Origin of the sequence: Pseudomonas tumuqii (assembly GCF_013184545.1) — a bacterium.
In the GTDB taxonomy this organism is placed as follows: Bacteria; Pseudomonadota; Gammaproteobacteria; order Pseudomonadales; family Pseudomonadaceae; genus Aquipseudomonas; species Aquipseudomonas tumuqii.
The window spans coordinates 1-24,067 of sequence record NZ_JAAOJA010000018.1 but is presented as its reverse complement, the minus strand read 5'-3'; the positions used below and the strand labels follow the sequence as shown (position 1 = coordinate 24,067).

At 61.3% G+C, this 24,067-nt stretch carries 16 protein-coding genes and 4 pseudogenes; 8 read left to right on the top strand and 12 right to left on the bottom strand.

Features of this window, described 5'->3' with window-relative positions:
• Positions 1–3: 3 nt before the first annotated feature.
• Together G9C89_RS22440 and G9C89_RS22435 are read right to left on the bottom strand one after the other, a co-directional pair.
• The gene (locus G9C89_RS22440; RefSeq protein WP_315852840.1) at positions 4–1,680 is read right to left on the bottom strand and encodes a DUF1302 domain-containing protein; all 1,677 of its coding nucleotides are present in this window, start codon (positions 1,678–1,680) and stop codon (positions 4–6) included.
• 21 nt (positions 1,681–1,701) lie between these two features.
• The gene (locus G9C89_RS22435) at positions 1,702–3,126 is read right to left on the bottom strand and encodes a DUF1329 domain-containing protein (RefSeq protein WP_172152416.1); all 1,425 of its coding nucleotides are present in this window, start codon (positions 3,124–3,126) and stop codon (positions 1,702–1,704) included.
• A 451-nt stretch (positions 3,127–3,577) separates the two neighbouring features.
• Between G9C89_RS22435 and G9C89_RS22430 the strand changes: the two genes are divergently transcribed.
• Entirely contained in the window at positions 3,578–4,159 is a 582-nt protein-coding gene (locus G9C89_RS22430) for a TetR/AcrR family transcriptional regulator (RefSeq protein WP_172152456.1), read from the top strand.
• A gap of 88 nt (positions 4,160–4,247) precedes the next feature.
• On the opposite strand, the gene G9C89_RS22425 is transcribed toward G9C89_RS22430, so the two are convergent.
• The 6 genes from G9C89_RS22425 to G9C89_RS22400 form a co-directional block, all read right to left on the bottom strand.
• A complete protein-coding gene (locus G9C89_RS22425) occupies positions 4,248–5,318 on the bottom strand; it encodes a phosphotransferase family protein (RefSeq protein ID WP_172152414.1) in 1,071 nt (356 codons plus the stop codon).
• Positions 5,319–5,401: 83 nt separating this feature from the next.
• Positions 5,402–8,431: an efflux RND transporter permease subunit gene (locus G9C89_RS22420; RefSeq protein ID WP_172152412.1), complete on the bottom strand. Its 3,030-nt coding sequence runs from the start codon at positions 8,429–8,431 to the stop codon at positions 5,402–5,404.
• A 4-nt stretch (positions 8,432–8,435) separates the two neighbouring features.
• On the bottom strand, positions 8,436–9,524 hold the full coding sequence (locus tag G9C89_RS22415) for an efflux RND transporter periplasmic adaptor subunit (RefSeq protein WP_172152410.1): 1,089 nt from the start codon (positions 9,522–9,524) through the stop codon (positions 8,436–8,438).
• Positions 9,525–9,616: 92 nt separating this feature from the next.
• Entirely contained in the window at positions 9,617–10,399 is a 783-nt protein-coding gene (locus G9C89_RS22410; RefSeq protein WP_172152408.1) for an SDR family NAD(P)-dependent oxidoreductase, read from the bottom strand.
• Between the two features lie 189 nt (positions 10,400–10,588).
• Positions 10,589–12,700 carry a 3-hydroxyacyl-CoA dehydrogenase NAD-binding domain-containing protein gene (locus G9C89_RS22405; protein WP_172152406.1) on the bottom strand — a complete coding sequence of 704 codons (2,112 nt, stop codon included), beginning with the start codon at positions 12,698–12,700 and terminating at the stop codon, positions 10,589–10,591.
• A gap of 124 nt (positions 12,701–12,824) precedes the next feature.
• Positions 12,825–12,971, bottom strand: a complete 147-nt coding sequence (locus tag G9C89_RS22400; RefSeq protein WP_172152404.1) for a hypothetical protein — start codon at positions 12,969–12,971, stop codon at positions 12,825–12,827.
• Between the two features lie 220 nt (positions 12,972–13,191).
• On the opposite strand from G9C89_RS22400, the gene qhpR reads away from it, so the two are divergent.
• The 6 genes from qhpR to G9C89_RS22370 all read left to right on the top strand — a co-directional run bounded on the left by qhpR (position 13,192) and on the right by G9C89_RS22370 (position 19,757).
• Positions 13,192–14,235: an AraC-like transcriptional regulator QhpR gene (gene qhpR, locus G9C89_RS22395; RefSeq protein ID WP_172152402.1), complete on the top strand. Its 1,044-nt coding sequence runs from the start codon at positions 13,192–13,194 to the stop codon at positions 14,233–14,235.
• A 3-nt stretch (positions 14,236–14,238) separates the two neighbouring features.
• Positions 14,239–15,345, top strand: coding sequence for an AraC family transcriptional regulator (locus G9C89_RS22390; RefSeq protein ID WP_315852839.1), 1,107 nt, complete (start codon positions 14,239–14,241; stop codon positions 15,343–15,345).
• Between the two features lie 637 nt (positions 15,346–15,982).
• The gene (locus G9C89_RS22385) at positions 15,983–17,218 is read left to right on the top strand and encodes a tyrosine-type recombinase/integrase (RefSeq protein ID WP_172152400.1); all 1,236 of its coding nucleotides are present in this window, start codon (positions 15,983–15,985) and stop codon (positions 17,216–17,218) included.
• Positions 17,219–17,702: 484 nt separating this feature from the next.
• Positions 17,703–18,761 carry a phospholipase D-like domain-containing protein gene (locus G9C89_RS22380; RefSeq protein WP_256674364.1) on the top strand — a complete coding sequence of 353 codons (1,059 nt, stop codon included), beginning with the start codon at positions 17,703–17,705 and terminating at the stop codon, positions 18,759–18,761.
• Positions 18,762–18,948: 187 nt separating this feature from the next.
• A complete protein-coding gene (locus tag G9C89_RS22375; RefSeq protein ID WP_390623859.1) occupies positions 18,949–19,173 on the top strand; it encodes an acyl-CoA dehydrogenase family protein in 225 nt (74 codons plus the stop codon).
• Entirely contained in the window at positions 19,173–19,757 is a 585-nt protein-coding gene (locus G9C89_RS22370; protein WP_172152452.1) for a thiolase family protein, read from the top strand. The genes G9C89_RS22375 and G9C89_RS22370 overlap by 1 nt, the downstream gene beginning before the upstream one ends.
• A gap of 468 nt (positions 19,758–20,225) precedes the next feature.
• Here the strand turns inward: G9C89_RS22370 and G9C89_RS22365 are convergent.
• From G9C89_RS22365 to G9C89_RS22360, 3 pseudogenes are all read right to left on the bottom strand, one after another.
• Positions 20,226–21,311 (bottom strand): annotated as a pseudogene (locus tag G9C89_RS22365) (carboxylesterase family protein); the annotation flags it as partial.
• 445 nt (positions 21,312–21,756) lie between these two features.
• Positions 21,757–21,969: pseudogene (locus tag G9C89_RS25645) on the bottom strand (methyl-accepting chemotaxis protein); the annotation flags it as partial.
• Between the two features lie 75 nt (positions 21,970–22,044).
• Positions 22,045–23,094 (bottom strand): annotated as a pseudogene (locus tag G9C89_RS22360) (PAS domain-containing protein); the annotation flags it as partial.
• Positions 23,095–23,129: 35 nt separating this feature from the next.
• On the opposite strand from G9C89_RS22360, the pseudogene G9C89_RS22355 reads away from it, so the two are divergent.
• Positions 23,130–23,377, top strand: a pseudogene (locus tag G9C89_RS22355) (transposase); the annotation flags it as partial.
• 363 nt (positions 23,378–23,740) lie between these two features.
• Here G9C89_RS22355 and G9C89_RS22350 read toward each other — a convergent pair.
• Positions 23,741–24,067 (bottom strand): acyl-CoA dehydrogenase family protein (locus G9C89_RS22350; protein ID WP_256674362.1); only part of this gene is annotated, 327 nt, incomplete at its 5' end.

Below are 24,067 nucleotides of genomic sequence, written 5' to 3'. Positions count from 1 at the left end.
GCCTCACAGAGAGTGCGAAATCGCCAGGCCGACATAGTCACGATCATGCAGCAACTGATCGTAAGGGGTATCGCCATCGTTGAACTTCGCGTAGTTCAGGGTGACTTGCCAGGTGCCCGGGTTGCGCACGAGATTCAGATACAGATTCATCGCGCTGGCATCCCGACCATAGGTCGAGTAAATCGACGGCGTGCGACCGTTGCCCAGGGAGCGCTGGTAGTAGATACCCGGCGTCACCGTCCAGCCCGGGATCAGGGTGCTGTCATAGCTCAGGCTGAAGTCGAGATGAATCCCCGAGGAGGTCGCGTCGCCGTGGCCCTTGGGTGGGAACTTCGACATATCCTCGGTCCAGGTGTTGGCCCCCGGGGCGACCAGCTCGCCGTCGTAGCTGTCGTGCAGCCCCGGATACTTCACCAGCACCAGTTCCGACAGGAAGGTACCGGTGCTGGCCCCGGTGAAGTCGAGGAAGTCCGCGGAGTTGGCGTTGGTCAGGCTGTAGATACCGGTCAGGTGCCACTGGAATTTCTTGGTGTCCTTCCAGCACTCCCCTCCCCGTCCCGAACAAGGCGCAGGGCCAAATGCGAGGCCGGGCAAGGGGTTGAGTGGTACCGCCTCCTTGGGTCGATAGGACAGCTCGGTACCCACGGCCCAGTCGCCAACCGGCAGGTTGGCACTGATGCCGTAGAGCATGCGGTCTTCCGGGTAGACCCAGGTGGGCGCGAAGGTAGCCTGGTTGTAGCGCGCTTGCGGCAGCTTGTCGTGATAGCGCATCACGTAGAAGCCGTAGTTGACGTCGCTATCTTCCGGCTGCCAACGCACCGAGAGCCCCCATTGACCGCTGTCACGGGCATCCTTGTCGTCATAGCCGTAGGCTTCCATACCCTCGCCGATCACGTTGTAGGTCGACCAGTAGCTGCCCACCGGTGGCAGTTCGCTCTTGTTCCAGGCGAACTGGTAGTAGGCCTCGACGTTCACGCCGTAACCGAGCCCCGTGGCGACGCTGAGCATCGGGGCCGGCAGCACGGCTTCCTTGAGCTGCACCCCCGGGCTCGAGAGCGCCTGGAAGTCATAGGCGTTGGTGGCATTGACGCCACCAATGGCGAACAGACTCTCGCCCCAGTTGATCACCTGGTTACCCAGGCGCGCCCGCACCCGATGATCCGCCACATCGAAGCTCTTGCTCACCCACAGATCGAGCAGGCGCGCCTTGAACTTCAGTTCGTCACGCGCATCATCGGTCAGCCCGTCGCTACCGATATCCGAGCCCATGGATTGCCAGAATTGCGTTTCGGCACCCAGCGCCCCCGTGGTGTGGGTGGCGGCGAAGTCACGCTTCCAGGTGCCGCGTGCCATGAAGGTGAAGTCCTTGGGGAACTTCAACACCAGCTCGTGAACGCCCTTGAGGTAGTTGGTGAACAGGTCACCCTTGTCATAGTTCAGGTTGCCCTGATCGCCGATACCGGAGACGGTCGGATCGAGACATCCACCAGGAGCGCCGTGCCCGGTCGCACCGGCATTGATCAGATCGCACCCGGCAGACTGGGTGCGCACCCCCATGCCCCAGCCAATGGTGGAATCGAACGAACCGCGGATATTCTCCGTCTCGAAGGTGAAGCCCATGGCCAGCGGTGCTGTGCACGCAATGACCAGACCTGATGCTTTAGAAATTATTCTTTTCATGTCGGCTCCCGAAGTTCGCAATTAGCGTTCGCTGATGGTCCGCAGGTTGTCGGAGGTGTAGAAGTCGCGCTTCATACGCGGGCTTCCCTCACTCTCGGTTAACCAGCGATGATCCTTCTTGCCCACGCCGATGGAGGTCATGTCGTACAGGTAGCGCCCATCGACGAGGTTGTACTGGACCTGGGCCGCGACATCACAACCGCCGGTCTCGTAGGTCGGGATCAGGTAACCTTCACGCACCTTCCAGATCTGCCCTTGCTTGTCGTAGTCGACGGCCAGCAGACCATTCCAGCTGTCTTCATCGATGTAGAAGACCCGCTTCGGTGCCTGGTGACGCATGCCCTGACGCACCGTGGCCTCGACGACCCAGACACGATGTTGCTCGTAGCGACGGTATTCGGGCGCGAAGTAATCAGGCTGAGCCACATCCTCGATCTTGGCCGAGGTGTCATAGGCCCCGAAGGCGTTGTAGGGCACGATCAGCTCCTGCTTGCCGATCAGTTTCCAGTCGAAGCGATCCAGGGGACCATAGAAGATGTTCGACTCATCGATGGTGTACTGGTTGTCGAGACCGATCTGTGGCGCGTCGTAGGAGTAGGCGGGCATACGACGTACACGACGCTGACCGGGGAAGTAATAGAAGGTGGAGGTCTCCTCACCGGCTTTGGTGTTCAGCACACCGGCCTGTCCAGCCAGGGACACCGGTTCGTAGTAGCTGAAGTAGGTGGCGGTTTCCAGCCGGTCATAGGACGAGAACAGCGCGCTGCCCTTCTCCCCCCACGGCGTGTACATGTTCCAGTCCAGCGAGGTACGCAGCCAGTCACCACCGGCCTTGCGCGGCGAGATGCCAGAGATCGTCTTGGCCATGACGAAGCCGACGCCGCGGTAATGCATCTTCATGTTCCACATCACCTGCGCACCGGTAGTGGGCATGGGGAAGGGAATTCCCGGTACATGAGCGTCCTGCAGGGCCAGGCCATCGCCGTCCAGGGTGGCGAAGCCAACATTCTTCTTGGTGTTCTCGGCGACGAAATCCGGCACGCCACAGCTGCGGCGGGTGGGGTAAACGTCCATGCGGAAGCCCGGCAGCTTGTTGAACAGTTCCAGCTGGGCGGGCGACAGCTTGCTCGCATACTGCGAGACATTGCTGGCATCGATGCTGTAGAGCGGCTTGTCGTCCTTGAACTTCCAGTGCTGGCCACGCACCTCACCGTAGGTCCAGTCCCCACCCTGCGGGCCGGGTGGAGTCCAGGCCGGAATTGCCCCATCGGTGCTTGCCGCAACCTCGCCGCCCAACGGAGTCAGCTCGGTACCTAGCAGAGCAGGATCCTGCTCTGCAGCTTGAACCGTACAAATGGCGGCAGACGCCGCCAATGCCACAACCAGATGCCTTGCGCCACTGAAGGTGGAGATACCGAGGAGCGAGCGCTCAATTACTTCATTCATTGGAAAGTCCTCATGGGGCTTTAACCGGCGACCCGAGCTTCCTGGCGGGGAGAATCGGGCTGTGCCACACTTTTAGTCAATTGACTTGATCACTTGACCAAGTCAATTGATCAAAGCAAAACACATGCCACCCCTAAAATCTATTATGAATCCTTTAATTTCAATGACTTATGATATTTAAGCGGCTTCGATGGCGATACTCAAATACCCAGTACGCACCATCCTAGTCAGCAAGGCGCACCAATCTGTGTATTTACGAAACAAACGTTATGTTTATTCAGGCGGTACTCGCGTCTTTCCGACCTGCACGCATACCAGCCGGGAGGACGAGCGCAAAAATTGATACGCCTCGACCCATTACTCGCGGATGCCGATGCGGTAGCATCCGCCAGCGTTGACGTCGAGCCCCATGAAGACAGTTAAGCAGGTAGTCAAAGGAGATCAGATAGCTATGGCCAGAATGGGCGCTGAATTGCGCAGACAGGACTTCGTAGAGGCGGCCGTCAAGGTGATTGCCGAGCATGGCGTTGCCAATGCCACGACTCGGCGCATCGCGGCGGCCGCGGATTGTCCTCTGGCAACGCTGCACTACGTGTTCCGCACTAAGGACGAGCTGTTCTATGCGGTCTACGAGTCGCTGTTCACCCTGCCCCATCAGGCACTGGAGCATGTGGCAGCCGGTTCAACCGCAGCCGATAGCGCGGCGGAGATGCTGCGCCATCTGATTACCTGGTTTACCGCGCATCCTGAACTGGCCAAGGCGCAAACCGAGCTCTTCTACTGGACGCTGCGTAACAATCCCGAGATGGCGAGCAAGATCTTCGCGGTTGCCTCCGAGGCCATCGAGCGCGAGCTCGAACGGGCCATCGGCAGCCAACTCGACCCAGCGTTCCTGCAATCGACCAGCCGCCTGCTCATTCAACTGGTCGACGGACTGATCATCGCCTGGGCCGCTCATAGGGACTCGGCGCGGCTCAAGAGCGAAACCGAGACGGCCTGCCAGGCGCTGAAGCTGTTCGTGGCGAACCGCTGATCGCTGATCGCTGCGCCGACGCCCTTACCGCCCGGTTCGGCCGATTCGGCCGGGGGTTTGCAGCCCCCGAGTGGCAGCGCAATACGCCTTACAAGCGCGACCGAGATATGACCTGCAGGGCCGCCTGCTCCAGCAGCCGGTTCATCTGGATGAACTCGGCGAAGCGCGGGTCCCGCGTCTGGCCATGGTAAAAGCGGTAGTAGATCTGCTGGACGATGCCGGCCAGGCGGAACAGGCCGTAGGTGTAGTAATAGTCCAGGTTGTCGATCGCAGGCAGCCCGGCGCGCTCGGCGTAGTAGTCGGCAAACGCCTGGCGGCTCAGCATGCCCGGGGCGTTGCTCGGCTGGCGGCGGATCGACTGCATGGGCTGCGAGTCGCCCGCCTCGATCCAGTAGGCCAGGGTATTGCCCAGGTCCATCAGCGGGTCGCCGATGGTGGTCAGTTCCCAGTCCAGCACGCCGATGATCTGCATCGGGTTGCTGGGGTCGAGGATCACGTTGTCGAAGCGGTAGTCGTTATGCACGATGCCCGGCTTGTGATGGTCGGCCGGCATCTTGTCGCGCAGCCAGGCCTTGGCCGGCTCCCAGGTCGGCGCGTCAGGCGTCAGGGCCTTCTCGTAACGGCTGATCCAACCGCCGATCTGACGCTCCACGTAGCCCTCCGGCTTGCCCAGGTCACCGAGACCGCAGGCCCGGTAATCGACGCTGTGCAACTCCACAAGCTTGTCGATAAAGCTCTTGCACAGCGTGCGGGTCTGCTCGGGGCTGAAGTTCAGCTCGGTCGGCATGTCCGAGCGCAGGATGATGCCCTTGACCCGCTCCATCACGTAGAACTCGGCACCGATCACCGACTCGTCGGTGCAGTGCACATAGGCCTTGGGGCAGTACGGAAAACCGATGTTGAGCTGATTGAGGATGCGGTACTCGCGGCCCATGTCATGCGCCGACTTGGCCTTGTGGCCGAACGGCGGGCGGCGCAGGACGAACTCCTGCTCGGGGTATTCGAGCAGATAGGTCAGGTTCGAGGCACCGCCGGGGAACTGGCTGATCCTGGCTTCGCCGCTAAGGCCGGGGATGTGGGCCTTGAGGTAGGCGTCGATGACGGCGGCGTCGAGTTCTTCGCCCGTGCGGATACCAATGCTTTGGTCTGTCAGCGTCATGCTCGTCTCATCTGTTGCGGGTTGTTGAACTGGATGACCTCTCGAATCGATGCGGCGGCCTACCGGCCGCCGAGACGGAGGACTCATGGCGCTCGATAGATCAGCGCATAGAACACCGGCAGCACCACCATGGTGAGGACGGTCGCAAACAACAATCCGCCGATGATGGTAATGGCCATGGATACGAAGAAGGCATCGAAAACCAAGGGAATCATGCCGAGCGCCGTCGTCAGCGCGGCCATCGCCACCGGGCGCAGGCGGCTCGCCCCGGCATCGATGATCGCCGGCAACAGCTCCTTGCCTTCGTCGCACTCCAGATCGATCTGTTCGATCAACACGATGGCGTTCTTGATCAGCATGCCGATCAGGCTGAGGAAACCGAGCAAGGCCATGAAACCGAAGGGCTGCCCGGTGAGCAGAAGGCCGGCGGTCACGCCGATCAGGGCCAGCGGGACGCACAGCCAGATCACCAGGGGCTGGCGCAGCGTGTTGAACATCATGATGGTGATCAGCACCATGACCGCGATAAACACCGGGATGGTCGCGGCAAGACCGGCCTGGGCCTTGCCGGCGTCCTCGTACTCCCCGCCCCACTCCAGGCTGTAGCCGGACGGCAGCGGCAAGGCTTCGACCTGCGGGCGCAGCCGCGAGAACAGGTCGTTCGCATTGCCTTGCCTCGGGTCGGCGTAGACGGTGAGCGTGCGCTTGCGGTCGCGCCGATGGATCAACTCGTCCTCGAAGGTGGTTTCGAACGATCGCACCACCTGCTGCAAGGGGATCATCTTCTGCGCCACCGGGCTCCAGATCTGCAGATTCGCCAGGCCATCGATGTCGTTACGCGACGCTTCGTCGACGCGCACTATGATCGGCAGCAGCAAGTCCGCCTCGCGATGGACGCCCGCGGTCACGCCCTGGAAACCTTCCCGGATCGCCGCCGCCACCATGGCACGGGTGATGCCGTTGACGTTGGCCTGTTCCTCGGCCAGATTCGCTCGCACCAGTTTCACCCGCTGCCGCCAATCGGTGCGCACCGCCTTGGCGTCGGGATCTTGCCGAAAGATCTGCTGCACCTGGTCGCCGAGCCGACGCAGCTCATCCGGGTCGGGGCCGCTGAGCCGCGCCTGAATCTTGCCGCTCACCCCCGTGCCGAGTTCGAACGGCGAGGCATAGGCCAGCGCATCCGGGAAGCGGGAGGCGAGTTCGGTCTCGACTTTCGCCATGAGGTCGGCGATGACGCGGTGATCGTCCACGCTGACCAGAAACTGCGCGTAAGCCGGGTTGGGCTGTTCCGGCTGGTAGGTGAGCAGGAAGCGCAGCGCGCCCTCGCCCAGGGTGGTGGTCACGTGCGTGACCCCGTCCTGCTCGAGCAGCAAGCGCTCGACCCGCTCGGCTTCGGCGCGCGTGGCGTCTATATGCGAGCCCTGGGGAAGCCAGTAATCCACCATGAACTGGGGGCGTGTCGAGCTGGGGAAGAAGCTCTGCTCGACCAAGGTAAAGCCCCACAGGGAGACGGCGAACAGGCCGGCCACGCTTGCCGTGCTCAGATAGCGGTGCCTGATACAGGCACGCAGCAAGTCCTTGTAACGACGGTAGAAACCGCCGCTGTAGGGATCCGCATCCACCTGATCGGTCGTCGGCGCTTTCAGGAACATGACGCAGAGCAGCGGCGTCACCGTGACCGCCGTCACCCAACTCAGCAGCAACGAGACCGTCACCACCTGGAACAGCGAGCGACAGAACTCGCCGGTGGCGTCGTTCGAGGTACCGATCGCGGCAAAGGCCAGGATCGCGATCAGGGTGGCACCGAGCAGCGGCCAGGCCGATTGCTTGACGACGGTGGAAGCCGCCCGTTCGGCACTCTCACCCTTCTGCATGCGGATGAGCACGCCGTCGACCACCACGATGGCATTGTCGACCAGCATGCCCAACGCGATGATCAACGCGCCCAGCGAGATACGCTCGAGCGCAACGCCCATCGGTTCGAGAAACAGGAATGAACCGGCGATGGTCAACAGCAGCACGAAGCCGATCAGCAGCCCGCTACGCAGGCCCATGAACAGCAGCAGTACCGCAACGACGATGGCAACCGCCTCCAGCAAGCTCTCGACGAAACCCGAGATGGCGGTGGTGACGGCCTCCGACTGCAGAGACACGATGCCAAACTCCATACCGACCGGGCGCTGCCCCTCGAGCTCCGCCATGCGTGTCTGAAGCGCCTCGCCCATGGTCACCACGTTGCCGCCGGAGACCGTGGAAATGCCGAGGCCGATACCGGTCCGACCGTCGAAGCGGATCTCGGCGGCGCTTGGCTCCACATAGCCGCGGCGGACGCTGGCGAGGTCACGCAGATGGAACTGCCGGCCGTCACCGCCATGGATCAGCAGCGCTTCGAAATCTCCGACCGAACTGAGCCCACCGGATGGTGCCAGGGTGACGAAGGCCGAGCCCACTCGCGCTCGACCGGCATCCGCCGTCACACCTTTCTGCCGCAATTCCTCGACGATGGCGGCAGGCGCAAGACCCAGCTGCGACAGACGATCGCTGTTGAACTCGACGAAGATGGCCTCGCGGCGCTCGCCGAAGGTGGTGATCTTGCCGACATCCTGCACCAGCAGCAGCTCGCGCCGTAGCCCATCGACGTAGTCCTTGAGCTCGGCATAGCTGTAGCCGTCGCCGGTGACCGCCAGGAACACGCTGTAGACGTCGCCGTAGTCATCGAGCACGATCGACGGCCCGGCACCAGGCGGCAATTCGCGCTGCACATCGCCGATCTTGCGCCGCAGCTCATCCCAAACCTGGGGCAAGCTCTCGCGGTCGTAGTTGTCCTTCACGGTAACGGTCAGCGTCGAAAGCCCACGCTCGGACTTCGAGCGTACGCGCTCCAGCTGCCCGAGCTGCTGCACGGCTTTCTCCAGTCGGTCGCTGACCTCCTGCTCCACCTCCAGGGCCGAAGCACCCGCGTAGGGCGTGATGACCAGCGCCTCCTTGATGGTGAATTCCGGGTCTTCGAGGCGGCTCATGCCGTCATAGGTCAATAGGCCGGCGACGAGCATCGCCCCGGTGAGTACCAGGGTGACTACGCGTTTCCTGATGGCGACGGCGGCGATATCCATCGGCTCAATCCTCCAATGCGTGCACGGGGAAGCCGTCGCTGAGCGTGTGCACCCCCGAAACCGCGATACGGTCGCCAACTTTCAGCCCTGAAGTCACCAGGACGCTGTCGCCGCTAAGCGCTCCCAGCGTCACGGGGTGTTGCTTCACCGTGCCGCTCTGCGCATCGAAGAGCCAGACGAAGGGTGTATTGTCGGGCGCGGCGACGACCGCATCGGCGGGAATGTGCAAGCCTTCCGCTGCGATCTCCGCCGGCAGGTCGTAGGCTACGTGCCCGGTCATCCCGGGGCTGACGCTGCTGCCGGGCGGCGGTTCGAAGCCGACGGTGACGCGAAACGTGCGGGTCACCGGGTCGGCCATGCTGGCGAAAGCGGTGATCCGCGCCACAATCGGTTGATCGGGCAGCGAGCTCAGCACCACGCGGATCTGTGAGTTGATCTCCTCGATATCCGCAGCCGAGTCGACCCGCTGCGAACGAACCCAGAGCGCTTCGGGAACCTGGACACGCATCTCCATGGCATCGTCGCTTTGCACTATCAGTACCGGCTGCTTGGCCTGCACGTTGGCGAAGTCTTCCACCAGCTTGCGCGCGACCCGTCCGACAAAGGGCGCGCGCAGCACCGTGTCCTCGATGGCCTTGTTGGCCTGGCGCAGGTTCGCTTCGGCCACCGCCAGGTTGCGCCGGGCACGATCCAGCTCCTGCGCCGCCACGGCCCTTGCCTTGAACGCCGCCTCGTAACGGTTGAGCTCCACCTGCGCGGCGTTGCGTTCCGCTCGCGCTCGGTCCCGCTCCGCCTCGTAGTCTCTGGGGTCGAGTCGTGCCAGCACGGTACCGGCCTCGACTCGCTGCCCCTCGGTGACCGGAATATCGATGATCCGACCGGAGACCTCGAAGGCCATATCCGATTGCTTGACCGCCGAAACGCTACCGGGAAAACGCAGCGTTCGCCCGATCCCGGTTTCACCCAGCGTAAGCAGCTTTACCGGTCGAGAGACAGGTTTGACCGCTTCCTGCTCCTGCTCACCACAGCCGGCGAGCGCCAGAGCAATCATCGAAAGCGCCGCCGCCCCTATCAGCCGATAGATTCGTTTCATGTATGTCTCTCCCACAACTCTGCATATCCCAAATTCAACGCTGGTTCCTGGTCGGCGGTGCTGCCTCTTAGGCCGCCTTGGCCTGGTCCTACTCACAGGCTGCTGAGCAAATGACCGCCATCGACCGCCAGGATGCTGCCGGTCATGAACGCGCCGGCCTCACTGGCCAGGAGCAAGAACGGCCCTTCCAGCTCCTCCAGCTCGCCCAGCCGGCGCATGGGCACCATGGCGCGGATGTAGCCATCGCCCTCGTCGCCCGCGAAGAAGGCTTCGTTCATCTCGGTCTTGAAATAGCCCGGGGCGATGGCGTTGACCCGGATGCCGAAGCGCGCCAGCTCCAGTGCCAGCGACTTGGTCAGTTGCACCACGCCGGCCTTGGCCGCGCAGTAGTGGCTGTAGCCGGTACCAACGCGCAGGCCGAGGATCGAGGCGACGTTGACGATGCTGCCGCCGCGCCCGGCCTGAGCAAGGCGCTGTGCGGCAACCTGGGCCACGCGCCAGACGCCATCGAGGTTGGTCGACAACATGGCGCGCCAGTCCTCTTCGCTGATCTCCAGCGGGCGCTGGCCATTGCCGATGCCGGCGTTGTTGAGCACTACCTCGACCACGCCGAAGTGCGCCTCGGCGGCGTCGAAGGCTGCCTCCACACTGGCCCGGTCGGTGACATCGAGAACCACCGACAGCGCCTGACCGCCCTGCGCTTCGATCTCGGCAGCGAGCTGTGCGAGCCGCTCGATGCGCCGCGCCGCCAGTACCACGCAGGCACCGGTACGAGCCGCCAGCCGCGCTAGGTGCGCACCGATGCCGCTAGAGGCACCGGTAATCAGCACCACGCGATTGGCGAGGGAGAAGTTCTGGGCGTAATCGTGACTCATCGGTAGACCTCGGACAGTATGCAAAGCGTCTTGCGCCGGCAGCCGGCGTATCGACTGGCTGGCCGGGCTCGGCGGATTGACGTGATAGAGAGCGGCACGGCCACCATGAGGTGCCGGATGCCGGTCATTGAGAAAATGGCGCTTAGCGAAATCGCCCAGGAAACTGCATGTCTGCCCTGGTCGCGCGACTCACAGCCGTTCGATTCGGTTGCGCCCGGCGGCCACCAGACGCTCCAGCAGTGACGCCGGGCGGAACCATATCTCCCCGTACTCGCCAAGCGCACGGCGATGGTGCTGGATGCCGCTCAGGATCTTGTCCAGGCCCAGATGCTCGGCGTAGTGCATGGGCCCGCCGAGGTGGGCGGGGAAGCCATAGCCGTTGATCCACACCAGATCGATATCGCTGGCGCGCAGGGCGATACCCTCGTCCAGCAACTGGATGCCCTCGTTGATCAGCATGAACAGGCAACGATCATGGATCTCCTGGTCGCTAATGCTGCGTCGACTCACATTCAGATCTGCGGCCAGGCGCTCGGACAGCGCGACCACTTCACCATCCTCTTGCCGGTTACGCCCCTCGTAGAGGTAAAAACCCCTCCCCGACTTCTGCCCATAGCGACCCATGGCATACAGCTCGTCCCCAAGACGGCAGTAGCTGTCGTCGTGCGCGGTGGCGGTGCGATTCGAGTCGCGAATCAGGAAGCTCACGTCAATTCCGGCCAGATCCAGCATGCTGAACACACCCATGTTCAGGTCCAGGCCGGTCAGCACGCCATCTACCTGCGTCGGCGTTGCCCCCTCCAGCACCAGGCGGTGAGCCTCGCGGGCATAGGGTTCGAGCATGCGATTGCCGATGAAGCCGAAGCAGACGCCAGACAGTACCGGCAGCTTGCCGATACGCTTGGCGATCTTCATGGTGGTCGCCACGACCTCTGGCGCGGTAGCGCAACCACGCACGACTTCCAACAGGCGCATGACGTTCGCCGGACTGAAGAAGTGCAGACCGATCACGTCCTGCGGGCGCGAGACGGCCGCCGCGATCGCGTCGACGTCCAGCGACGAGGTGTTGGTGGCCAGGATGACACCCGGTTTGCAGACCTCGTCCAGGGAGCGGAACACCTGCTGCTTGATCTCCATCTTCTCGACCACGGCCTCGATGACCAGATCAGCATCCGACAGGTCGCCGTAGTCGAGGGTACCGAACAGCAGCTCCATGCGCTGTTCCAGTTGTTGGGCGGTCAGCGTTCTGCGCTTGACGCTGGCCTCATAGTTCTTGCGGATCTGCATCAAGCCATGATCCAGCGCCGCTCCACTGAGTTCGAGCAGAACCACGGGAATACCGGCGCTGGCAAAGCTCATGGCGATGCCGCCGCCCATGGTGCCGGCACCGATCACCGCGACCTTCTCGATCTTGCGCAACGGCAGATCCGACTCGATGCCCGGGATGCACGCCGCCTCGCGCTCGGCGAAGAACACGTGGCGCAGCGCCTTGGACTGACGGGAGGCCTCGGCCTGCTTGAACAACGCCAGCTCGCGCGCCAGCCCCTCCTCCAGCGGTAACAGGCAGGCAGACTCGAGCGCGGAGACCACCAAGCGGGGTGCCAGACGGCTCTTCCAGCGAGACTCATGCTCGGCACGGTAGCGCGTGATGAAATCATCAGGCAGCCCCTCGGCCGGCTCGGGCCAGACCTCTGCCGGCCGCGCCGGGGCGGAGCAACTGATCAGCTCATAAGCGTAGGCGCGCGCCTCATCCAATAACTGGTCGGCACCACTGGCTATGCGGTCGAGAATACCCAGTATGCGAGCGCGTTCAGCACCTATCTGCTCACCCGAAAGAATCAGATTCAGCGCCGACTCGGCACCAATCAGCCTTGGTAGGCGCTGGGTGCCACCGGCACCGGGCAGCAGACCCAAGTGGATTTCCGACAAACCAATGCGGGTGCCCGGCTCAGCAATCCGATATCCGCAGGCCAGGGCCAGCTCCAGGCCGCCACCAAGGGCCAGTTGGCCGATGGCGGCCACCAATGGCTTGTGGATCTCGGTCAGGCGTACCAGCGTGCTGGGCAGATCCGGCTCGGCGAGGGAGATGTCAGTGCCGAGCTCGGTAATATCGGCACCGGCGCTAAACAGGCCGTGCACACCGTAAAGTATGATCGCCTGTACCCTGGAGTCAGCTGCAGCACGCTCGCAGGCCTCGGAAATGGCCGCTCGCATCGACTGGTCCAGGGCGTTGACCGGTGCACGGTCAAGGCCGATCAGGGCCAGGCCGTCGTCGAGACGGTAGTGAATCAGGTCGCTCATTCGAGATCCTTGGATAGCGCGCCCGGCTATCGCGCCTGGCAGGTTGCATGGCAAAAAAACAGTCGATCACATGCTCAAGGCATGAGAGCCGAACAAGCCGGACACCATGGCGGCACCTGCGTCGTCAAAAATGTCGGAACAGGTCGCCGAAGCTGGCAATCGGATACGCCGGCTGGGGCTTGGCGGCGCTCATCCTGGCCGGGAACTCACAGGAGTAGATGGCACCCGCCAGCAGGGCCACGCTCAGACAGGCGAAGAAGACTCGACGCATGGCGAACCTCCGTCGTTCGGCCGCAGCCAAACGCAGTGTCTTTTATTGTTAGATGGCGAAATTTTGACCAGACCCCAGGGTTGGCGCTTTGCAGATCACGCCATAAAATATTCAAATCATGTCAATGCCGCGCAGCCGGTCAAGGGCCTTGCTGTAGGATCACGACAATGCGCGTTCAGCGGCCCTGTGCTTCACCCTATCAATCGTGAGGATATTCGCGATGGCGTCCTTCGTCCATGGAATCGCCCTGCTGGGCTTTGAAGACTTCGCGCTCGCCCAAGGGCTGGATCCACACGCCACCCTGGCCGAGATCGGCTTACCCGGCGACGCCCAGGATGGCGTGATCTCCGGCGTACAATTCAACGCCCTGCTGGAGCTGTGCGCGCGGCGCTCGGCCAACCCTCTGTTTGGCCTGCAGTTTGGCCTGCAACAGGGCGCGCAGGCCTTGGGCAACCTGTGGTACGCGATCCAGAATGCCGGCTCGGTGGGCGAAGCACTGCAGGCCCTGATGCAGTACCTCCATGTCCACAGCAATGGCGCGCAGCTCCAGCTCGAGCGTCACGGCGGATACGCAAGGCTCCTTTACGAGGTGACGGACGGGGAAGCCCACTCGGTCAGTCAGACCGTGGAGCTGGCCATGGGGATAAGCGCCCATCTGATGCAAAGTCTGCTGCAGCACGCCTGGAAACCGCGTGGATTACTGCTCAGGCATTCGCCCGGCGCAGAGCCCGGCACCTACCGCCGCCTGCTGGGAATCACGCCCAGCTTCGACAGCCCGGTCAATGCCTGGGTATTCGACGAGACGCTGCTGGATATCCCGCTTAGTGCCGCGGACAAGAGGCTCTGCCAACTGGCTCAGAGCCATCTCGAAGAACTGGCCAGGATCACTCTGCAGGAGCTGCCCAGCTATGTGCAGAAGCTGCTGCGCACCTGGCTTCCCAGTGGCCAGGTGACCATCGAGCAGGTTGCCGAACACATGAAGCTCAGCCCCCGCTCCCTTCAACGCTATCTCCGGGCGGAAAACACCAGTTTTCAGACGTTGCTGGACGACACGCGACAGGCGCTGGCCGCGCGCTACCTACGCGACTCGTCCCTCAGTCTGACGCGGCTTGCCGGACTCCTGGGCTACGCCGATCTCAGCACGTTCTCCCGAGCCTTCAGGCGCTGGAACGGCATCAGCCCACAGCAGTGGAAGCGCCACCAGCTGTCCGCACCGACCGCCCCGCGCTCGCCGGCACGCCCAGCCGCCGGCCCATCCGCTTGAGCGGTGCCAGGCCGCCTCGACGAGTACCCAACCATGTCCTTCAACCCTTTCGTCCGCGCCCTCAGCCTCATCGGCTTTGCCGAGTTCGCCATCCAGCAAGGGCTCAATCCGGCGGACATGCTGCGTCGTGCAGCGCTGCCCCAGGAGAGCCTGAAGCGGCCTGACGGCATCATTGCCTTCCGGCGCTACTGCGCGCTGCTGGATATCTGCCAACAACAGTCGGGCAACGCCTTATTTGGCTTGCAGCTAGGGCTCTTTCAGGGCGTCAATGCCTTCGGCGAACTGCTCTATCTGATTCGAAATGCGCGAACAGTCGGCGACGCCCTTGACGAGCTTCGGGCCAACTACGCCCTGTACAACGGTGCGGCAGACATAGGCTTCGACATCGACGGCGACACCACCACCCTCAGCTACCGGGTGAACGACCTCGACATGCTCGGCCTGCCGCAGGCCGAGGAACTGGCTTGCGGTGTCGGTGTGCAGTTGTTGCGTGCCCTGCTGGGCGATGGTTGGCAGCCCGGGGCTATCCTGCTACGGCACCCCGCTCTGCAGGACGAGGCGAGCTATCGGCAAGCGCTCGGTTTTCTGCCCACCTTTTCGGCGCACTGCAGTGGCCTTCAATTTGCGACCGCTGCACTCTCGTTGCCGCTCAGCGCCGCCGATATCAGGCTGCACCAACTGATCGTCGAGCACATGAAGAAAATGGAGCGCCTGTCGGCTGACGACCTGCCCAGCTACGTCAGGCAACTACTCCGCCATCTGCTGCCCAGCGGCCGCGCTACCGTCGAGAAAGTCGCTGACTGCATGGCCCTTAATACCCGCACCTTGCAGCGCCGCCTGACCCAGGAAGGCACTTCCTTCCAGCAACTGCTCGATGAAACACGCCAGGACATGGCCTGCGGCTACCTCGAAGACCCGTTCATCAGCATGACGCAAATGTCAGGGCTACTGGGGTACTCAAACCAGAGTGGATTCTGTCGAGCATTCAACCGCTGGTTTCAGATCACTCCACTTGAGTGGCAAAAGCGCCACTGCCCCAACAGGCAGCCACGCCTGCTGCGCGACTCCCGCTTGAATGCTCTGCATAGACGAACCGAAAGCGACGATTAATAGGGGCTAGGTTCCGCAGGTGATGAGCCACTGGGGGCCAGCCCCTCCGTAATCCTTTTGGTGCAAACGACGATATCTTTAAGCGTTTTGCTGATCGCGTAGCCGCGGCTTGGATACGTCAACCGCCCGATCACCGGAGCCCTCCGTCTCAAAGAATGTTCGCCAACGAAGGCGGCTTGTGGCCAGGCACCTGAGCCACTTACTCCTTGACCTATCCAGCCAGTTCAACTCCCCTATCAGGAGTTGAACTGATACCAAAGCGTGTATAGCCCCACTCCACCGCAACACGATTACCTCAAAAACAGCGATCTTTTTTGTTACGCTCTTGACGCTCAAAAAAATGCGTCTATGTTTGAGCACTGAGATAGCCAGACAGCATGAGGCCTGCGCCTAGTGTCGGCTTGAACCCCTTGATGGACGCTGCTCGATTCGACAAGTTAGGTCGGATCCCCCCGGCTCCACCATTTAGTCTTCCCAGGAAGACCCAGGAAAGCCGTAAAGCCTAGAGAAATCAAAGCTTTACGGCTTTTTTATTGCCCACGTCTTCCCACCTGATCCCAGGGCATCCCACGCTTGACGGGGGCATATATGGGGGCATAAAACGCTCATCAGCTCGCTCGGAGAGGATGTGCCCCCAATGCCCCTGAAAGACACCAACTGCCGCAACGCCAAGCCCCAAGACAAGCCATACCGCCTGTACGACGAACAGGGTTTGTACCTGGAAGTGCAGTCCAGCGGTGGCCGTTACTGGCGTTTGAAGTACCGCTTTCTGGGAAAGGAAAAACGCCTGGCTCTTGGTGTTTACCCAGAAGTCGGCTTGCAGGAAGCCCGCCGCAAACGTGATGACGCTCGTGCTCAGCTTGCGGGCGGCCAAGACCCTTCGCTGCAAAGGCGCATGGCCAGAGTGGTCAGCCAGCTCGATCACCAACACACCTTTGAATCGGTTGCCACGCAATGGCTCAGTATTCGCGAGTCCTCCTGGGACCCGGAGTACACCCGAACTGTTCGCCAGCGCCTTGAGCTCAATGCCTACCCCTGGTTGGGAAAGCTACCCATCAGCAGCATTAGCACGCCCATGCTGGTCGAAAATCTGCAACGCATCATCAAGCGCGGTGCCCGCGAGACAGCGCGTCGTGTTGCTCAGATCTACAAGCAAATTTTCGAGTTCGCCGAGGCTGCCGGCATTACGCCTTCCAACCAGATTGGGAATTTGTCGCGCACGCTCCCAGCCAAGCGGGTGAAACATTTTGCTGCCGTGACCGATCCTGAAAAACTTGGCGCACTGTTGAACGCACTGGATAGCTACACCGGAACCCTGCCTGTTTGTTGCGCGTTGAAACTGGCCCCTTTGCTGTTCTGCAGGCCCGGAGATCTTCGACACATGGAGTGGCTGGAGGTCGACCTTGATGCAGGCGAGTGGTTGATTCCTGGCCACAAAATGAAAGGGCTTACTACCACCAAACAGGATCGGCCAGATCACCTGGTTCCGCTCAGCCGGCAAGCCGTCGCCATTCTGCGCGATCTAAAACCACTGACTGGCAGGCACCGGTATGTCTTCCCATCGGCCCGAGGAGGTGACCGACCGATGTCCAACAATGCCGTCCTCAGCGCCTTACGCCGAATGGACATCAGCGGCGACGAGATGACCGGGCACGGCTTTCGCGCAACAGCAAGAACCATTGGCGCCGAGATTCTGGGGTTTCGCATCGAGCTACTCGAACATCAGCTGGCTCATACCGTAAAGAGTCCGCTGGGCCGGGCATACGACCGAACTAGCTACTTGGTGGAACGACGCGAAATGATGCAGGTTTGGGCAAACTACCTAGACTCACTCAAATTCAAAGCTTCGTCAGAGACCAGCCGCTCAAGGTAATTTTTACTTAGCAGTTGCAATGCTAGGTCTAAGTCTGGTAAAAAAATTCATCTCATAGGATTTTATTGGATTCTAAGGGATCGCCGAACAGGCACTCTACGTTCACCCATTTGCCTTGCCGAATGGGTTTAGCAAACGCCTCAGGGCTATTTGCGATACCTAAGCACAGATCCGTCAGGTATCTGCGCACTATCAAAAAGCTACAGTGACGCTACAAATCCGTCCTGTATCTGTCGGGTCTCCTCCCATCCGTTCCCAAACACTCGCGTCAGTCAGAATGCGACTTCCGCAGGCAATAAAACTCAGAATTCTCGCTTATGACGGTGCCTAGCTAGCGCTCGGCTTTGCGCAGAAAACCCTGAGTCGCCAACCCAATTATTCATTCCGCACTTCTGCCCTTGAGGCCAGCAGGAGTGCTATCGCGTGAGAACAACAGATGGCAATGCATAGCACTACGCCCGGCGACCTACCTGTTGAAGCGCGCATGCCGCTCAATATTGCCGGGCGCAAAGTCCGCAATATGCTGTTCAAGGACCTTTGTGAAACCGGTGACGCCTTGATAGTCACCGGGTATAGCGGGCTTGATCAGCTCATCCAGTTGATCAACCAGCGCGGGGAGGACAAAGGCCTGTTGCGCCTCTTGCTCGGCTCGGAGCCCAGTCAGAGTCGGCAGCAAGGCTACTTGCTGAAACAACAGAATTTCGATGCGGAGGTCCGCTCCTATTGGCTGGCGCGCGGGATCTCGGTGCGCCTCAGCGCCCAATTGATCCGCTGTGCTGAGTTAATTCGTGGTGGCTACGTACAGGTGCGCTACCCCGCGGGCCGGCACCGGGTACATGCCAAGATGTATTGCACCGAAGGGGCTGTAACGCTTGGCTCAAGCAATTTCACTGACCCCGGCTTGAACTATCAGGATGAGGCAAATGCTCGTTTTCACGTTGGCGAGAAAGCGCGCGTTCGTGAAGTCTGGACGGTCGCTGAACACTTCTGGGCTAGCGGAGTCGACGCTAATGCCGAGCTTGTGGCTTTGCTGGAGCAGCTGCTCAAGTTTGTCGATTGGGATGAGGCGCTAGCCCGGGCCTGCGCCGAGTTGTTGGAAGGCGAATGGGCGGCTAGCTATCTGCGGAGCTTGGAAGCCTATCAAGGTGTGAGCCTGTGGCCCTCGCAAAAGAAAGGTATTGGCCAGGCGCTGTATTTGTTGGAGACCGTTGGTGGCGTGTTGGTAGCTGATGCCACTGGCTCAGGTAAAACCCGTATGGGGGCTCACCTGCTGCGTGCGGTACATGACCGCAATTGGTCATCGGCGCGCTCACACAAAGGCTCAATGCTGTTGGTATGCCCGCCCTTGGTTGCGCCCAGCTGGGAACGTGAGCGAGCCAACTGTGGCTTTAGCATGGAAGTGGCATCCCATGGGCTACTCAGCCACTTGGACAAAAAACAAACTGACACGGCCTTGGCTGTGCAGTTGGCCAGCGCTCAAACCCTGGCTGTCGATGAGGCGCACATCTTACCTGCCATCAATAAGAACAATGAGAGGTGTTAACGATGCAATCGAAAAGACAGGCCTGCAAGTCGTCCTGGGCCTTTGCTTTGCTACCGCTGGGTCTACTGCCTTCCCTGGGGCAGGCAATGGACTATGGCAATGACGAGTTTGGTTTCAGTCTGGGCGGTTATGTCAGGGGCTGGTCGTCCTTCAATCTGAAGGACGCGCCGGAAATGCGTTCGAGCCGGTGCCCGCGTTGCAGGCGGCCATGATGGCCAAGGTCACTGCTACCGAGCATGCCTTTGAGGTCGCCAGTGATGCTATCCAGATGTTTGGCGGCAATGGCCTGACCTGCGAGTACCCGGTGGAGAAGATCTTCCGCGATGCCCGTGCCTCGATGATTGAGGACGGCTGTAACCAGGTACTTGCGATCAAAGGCGGCTACAGCCTGATTAACCCGGAGTGGTTGTGATGAGTGGGAACATTAATGAGGAGCTGGATCAGCAATTGATCCGCAACGCTCGACAGAATGCCTATGTAATTGGTGTAGGTATGACCCGCTTCGGCAAACACTTGGGTCGCAGCCTGAACAGTCTGGCGCGCGAGGCGATCAAGCAGGCATTGGACGATGCTGGTATCGAGGCTGGACAGCTTAACGCCGCTTGGATGGGCACTGGTGCTGCACCGGTCATTACCGGTCAGGTGTGTATCGCCGGGCAATCGGTACTGCGTGGGCTGGGTGTCGGGCGAATTCCAGTTGTCAACGTGGAGAACGCCTGCGCGACGGCTTCCACTGCCTTCCAGCAGGCTTGCACCATGGTGACTCACGGGCTCTACGATATTGTGCTCGCCGCTGGGTTTGAGAAGCTCTATCACGACGACAAGGCGCGTACTTTCTCGGTGTTTGATGGTTGCGTGGATGTGGATGAACAGGATGCCGTATGGAGCTTCCTGCGCGATGGTGTCAGTCGCTCCGGTGCGCAGGTCGACCTGGCTCAGGCCGGCAAGGATCGTTCGCTGTTCATGGACATCTACGCCACTTGGGCGCGCGATTAGTGGTCTGGGACATGGTGTGTCGAAAAGCAGACAGTCGGATTGTTCCGACTCGAGACGACGACGCAACCACCCGTGGCCTGGCAGCGTCGGTACGCCGTCGCGTGCGAAGGATGTCCAAGCATCTCCCATCGCCTGAGACAACGCGACTCGGCCGGACCGGTTGAATGGCGTATTGACGCCGAAGATGTCGAGCTCGCCCACTGTGTCGCGGAAGACGAAGGCCATCTCCATGCCGTGCGCGGCGCCGAGCAGCAGGTCAGGGCGAATAAAGGGTATGGCAGGGGCTTCGTCCCAATCGAAACGGTAGATCCATACGTCGACGTGTCCGCCTGCCAGCATCGCGTCGGCCGGGGCGTCGATATGCAGCGCCCTCCAAGCATTTGACATGTACTCCGCCTCGACAAGGTAGGCGCGCCGGTCCCGCAGCATCGGCAGCTTGCCCAGCAGCATGCGCGAGTGCTCAGGCTTGTCAGCTATGAAAGCTTTGTACTCATCGCGGTTGCTACCCAGGATGACCGGCACGCGGTTCCAGTGGCCAGAGGCGAAGACCTCGGTCAGCGGTTTGCGCGGTATTACCACACCGTCACGCACTGGGCGCGGTGCCAAGTAGATACCCACACTGCCGGGGGTGAAGACGCTCAGCAGCCGGGCCGGACTGAGCGAGCGCAGAAAGGCCGCAACGTCTGCCGCTGACAGAGTGGCGAGATGCTTCTTCGCGGCTTCGCGATCGCTGGCCAAGCCCTCTGCGACGCACAGCCGCGCCGTGACTTCGAGGGCACTGTCGCGATGGCCGGGTTGCGGGGCGTCGCGCCAATTCACCGCCTCCTCGACGCTGAAGGTCTCGGTCACCGGCGACTGCGCGATCGCGCGATGGAACAGGCCTTGGGCCAACGGGCTCGCCAACAGGGTCAACACATTTTGCCCGCCAGCGGATTCTCCGAAAATCGTCACGCAGTTGGGGTCACCACCAAAAGCAGCGATGTTGTCTCGCACCCAGCGCAATGCGGCAATCAGGTCGAGGGTGCCGAAGTTCCCCGAGCGTTCCTCGGGTGTAGCATCGTCGTCCTCAAGCAAGGCCGGGTGGGTGAACCAGCCCAGCACGCCGAGCCGGTAGTTGACTGTGACGACGATCAGGCCATCGTGACTCGCGTAATTGCGCGCCGCGTCGTAGGTGGCCGACGTGCCCACGCTGTTGCCGCCACCGTGGGCCCATACCATTACCGGGCGGCGCTGGCCGGCCCCCGGCACAGCGCGTGGCTCGAACGCAGGCGAGAAAATGTTGAGAGTGAGGCAGTTCTCGTCACCCACGATCCGACCTCGTTCCCGCGCCGACGCACCAGCGAGCAGATCGGCATATTGCGGCGCCAGCGCCCCATGGGTGCTGGCCTCGAATACACCACTCCACGGCATGGCAGGACGCGGCGCACGCCAACGCAGGTTTCCGATGGGCGCCCTGGCATAGGGAATACCTCGCCAAGCGTGGATGTCACCCGGCTCGCGCGTGCCGATGACCTCGCCACCGGTCACGTGGCGCCTGGACGCAGCATCGAGCATGCGCTGTGGCGCCTTCATGCGTGTGCCTTGACAATGCCATTGCCTTCCGCGACCAGGCGCAGCTTGCGTCCGTTGATGCCACCCTGCACATTGATCTCGTCAACCTTCAATGTTGTCTCCTTCCTTAACGTTTCTGTTGACTCTTGCTGACCTCAACCATCTATCGCGTCACGCATTGGCCAATGTGCGACATGACGAGTCTCAATTCATGGCGAGTTGCAATGGCTCAGAATTGGTTAAGAGCAATACTCTTTCAAAGTGTTGGCATCGACGCCTCCGACACCCGCCCTCTCACCAAGACGGTCAGCGCGATTGGGCAGGCAAGGCCCGATGGCCAAGCATCGGGAACGTAGTAGCCATCATGGCGCCCCGATGGCGCCTGAACATCCCCCCAGGGCAGGTAATAGGCGGGGAGTCCCTGGGACCTCGACTATGCGCCTCCGTTCATCATTTCCTTGGCCTGCCGGGTCGCTTCGGTGGTGCGGATGGCCAGGGTGCGCACTTCGTCCGCCACTACGGCGAAACCCCGGCCCCGTTCTTCCGCCCGTGCGGCTTCGATGGCGGCGTTGAGCGCAAGCAGGTTGGTCTGCGTCGCGATCCCCTGAATCGAGGTCACGATCGCCCCGAGCTTCTTCAGGCTATCCTGCAGCGCCTCATGCTGAAGGACCTGCGCTCGCCGCAACTCGCTTTCCTCGTGCTCGCCCTCTATGTCGACCAGCGAGCCCATCACACGCAAGGGCGTGCCGTCAGCGTCCCGCTGCGCCAGCCCGCGAGCGCGAAACCAGTGGTAATTCCCGTTCTTGAGCTGGAACCTGTAGGTCAGTTCGAGGGGGGCATCAGCCTTGTGATCGGTCATATAGGCGGCGAAAGCGCTCACAGTACGCGGCTGGTCACTGGGGTGCAGACGCGATGCCCAACTGCTCAGCTCCCTCGGGAAGTCCTCGCCGCCATCGAAGCCCAGTACGCGCAGAAATTGAGGAGACCACCACACCTTGTTGTGTGGGTGGACCGGGTCACCGGCGACGACTTCCATATCCCAGAGCGCATCGTGGATAGTTTCGAGGGTGAGCTGAAAACGGAGCATGCTGGTATCCAGCATGGCGGACTGCTGTCTGCCAACCTCGATATCCCGCAGTGCACACAGCAAATGACTGGGCCTGCCACGCCCATCACGGGTGATCCCGTAGCGCGCCAAAAACCAGCGATACTCGCCGGAAGCCACTTCCAGGCGATGCTCCAGCTGATAGCAACCCGTTCCCGTGCCGCCCTTCACATAGGCGAACATTCCCTGTCGCAGGGTCTGCCGGTCATCCGGATGCAGGCGCTCGAACCAGCCGTCCAACCGGGCTGGCGCGTAGTGCCCGAACAAGGCCCGCAACCTGGACGAGAGAACCAGTTCGCTATTCATATCCGGCAGATGACCCTCAGACATCGATATTTCCCAGAAGCCTTCATCGATGCAGGACTCCAGCCGATCGAAGCGTTCCTGCGCGAGTCGGTGAAGGGATTGCAAGCCGACGTTGCTCATTTCGAGGCGGTGCTGTTCGAACACACCTAGCGCATTCATCTGCTCGAGTTCGGTCAAGCGTTGCTGCACGTGTCGCAGCGCCACCTCCGCCTGCTGGGCGAGTTGCCGGTTGGACATCGCAAGAGGGCACGCGACCTCGCCCTTCATCCGCTCGATGGCCAACTGTGTGCCCAGGAATACACTGTCCAGGTTGCAGGCAAGCGTGTGGTGCCACTGCGCCAGCGTCATCTGCTCAACATCGCAGAACGTCCCCACGCCCGCGTTGTTGGCCAATACATCGAGCCCACCGAACCGTGGTCGCCGGACGAAAACCTAAAGAATGACCCAAGTTCAAGTGGGTCAATACCGTTCTCGGCAACCTCAAAACAAGCTTGAGTGGGAGTCACCATGCATTCAACTTCAGTAAATATGCAGCCCGATATCTGGGCGCATTTGCGTACCGATTTAACCGACGCTTCGACCTGAATACGTTGCATGCGCGACTACCTGCACTCCACAACCCTTGCGGGTGGTTCGCACGGCTGAGCATCATTGCTAATCAGGAGGATTTTTGACATGCACCTAGTCGGATGCCTACCGGGCTGGAGCCGGTGTGATATGCACAGCGCGGCAACTAAGACTATTTAGTTAGGCATTTAGCTCGGGGCTGACGCGTGGGCCAAAAAGAGGTGTCATGGGAGCAGGTTTCCTTTGATCGGGACCCCGCAGTGTTGGGCCGCTGGAGGCGCACCAACAGATGCGAAACGATCTTCGACTTCTGCCAATACGCCCTGGGTTAGCTTTCAGTCAGCACCAACGTAGGCAAGGATTTTGACCCTGAACGCAATTTAAATGCGTGCTTATAACGGTCTCTTGCGCCTAGCCGGGAAGAACGAAAGTACATTCGAGAAATGAATACAACTTACATGCTGCGCGCAATCACCAACCGCTGCACATCGCTGGTGCCTTCGTAGATCTGGCACACGCGCACGTCGCGGTAGATCCGCTCCAGCGGAAAGTCCTTGAGGTAGCCGTAGCCACCCAGGGTCTGCAGCGCCGCCGAACAGACCCGCTCGGCCATCTCCGAGGCGAACAGCTTGGCCATCGAGGCCTCGGTCAGGCAGGCCATACCGGCTTCGCGCAGGCTGGCGGCGTGATGAACCATCTGCCGCGCCACGGCGATCTGGGTGGCCATGTCGGCCAGACGAAAGGCCACTGCCTGGTGCTCGATGATCGGCTTGCCGAAGGT

Excerpts from the sequence above, each read along its gene's own strand:
- G9C89_RS22425 (WP_172152414.1), bottom strand. The coding sequence starts at position 5,318 with ATGACGCTGACAGACCAAAGCATTGGTATCCGCACGGGCGAAGAACTC.
- G9C89_RS22440 (WP_315852840.1), bottom strand. The coding sequence starts at position 1,680 with ATGAAAAGAATAATTTCTAAAGCATCAGGTCTGGTCATTGCGTGCACA.
- G9C89_RS22385 (WP_172152400.1), top strand. The coding sequence starts at position 15,983 with ATGCCCCTGAAAGACACCAACTGCCGCAACGCCAAGCCCCAAGACAAG.
- G9C89_RS22380 (WP_256674364.1), top strand. The coding sequence starts at position 17,703 with ATGCCGCTCAATATTGCCGGGCGCAAAGTCCGCAATATGCTGTTCAAG.
- G9C89_RS22370 (WP_172152452.1), top strand. The coding sequence starts at position 19,173 with ATGAGTGGGAACATTAATGAGGAGCTGGATCAGCAATTGATCCGCAAC.
- qhpR (WP_172152402.1), top strand. The coding sequence starts at position 13,192 with ATGGCGTCCTTCGTCCATGGAATCGCCCTGCTGGGCTTTGAAGACTTC.
- G9C89_RS22410 (WP_172152408.1), bottom strand. The coding sequence starts at position 10,399 with ATGAGTCACGATTACGCCCAGAACTTCTCCCTCGCCAATCGCGTGGTG.
- G9C89_RS22405 (WP_172152406.1), bottom strand. The coding sequence starts at position 12,700 with ATGAGCGACCTGATTCACTACCGTCTCGACGACGGCCTGGCCCTGATC.
- G9C89_RS22420 (WP_172152412.1), bottom strand. The coding sequence starts at position 8,431 with ATGGATATCGCCGCCGTCGCCATCAGGAAACGCGTAGTCACCCTGGTA.
- G9C89_RS22430 (WP_172152456.1), top strand. The coding sequence starts at position 3,578 with ATGGCCAGAATGGGCGCTGAATTGCGCAGACAGGACTTCGTAGAGGCG.
- G9C89_RS22400 (WP_172152404.1), bottom strand. The coding sequence starts at position 12,971 with ATGCGTCGAGTCTTCTTCGCCTGTCTGAGCGTGGCCCTGCTGGCGGGT.
- G9C89_RS22415 (WP_172152410.1), bottom strand. The coding sequence starts at position 9,524 with ATGAAACGAATCTATCGGCTGATAGGGGCGGCGGCGCTTTCGATGATT.
- G9C89_RS22435 (WP_172152416.1), bottom strand. The coding sequence starts at position 3,126 with ATGAATGAAGTAATTGAGCGCTCGCTCCTCGGTATCTCCACCTTCAGT.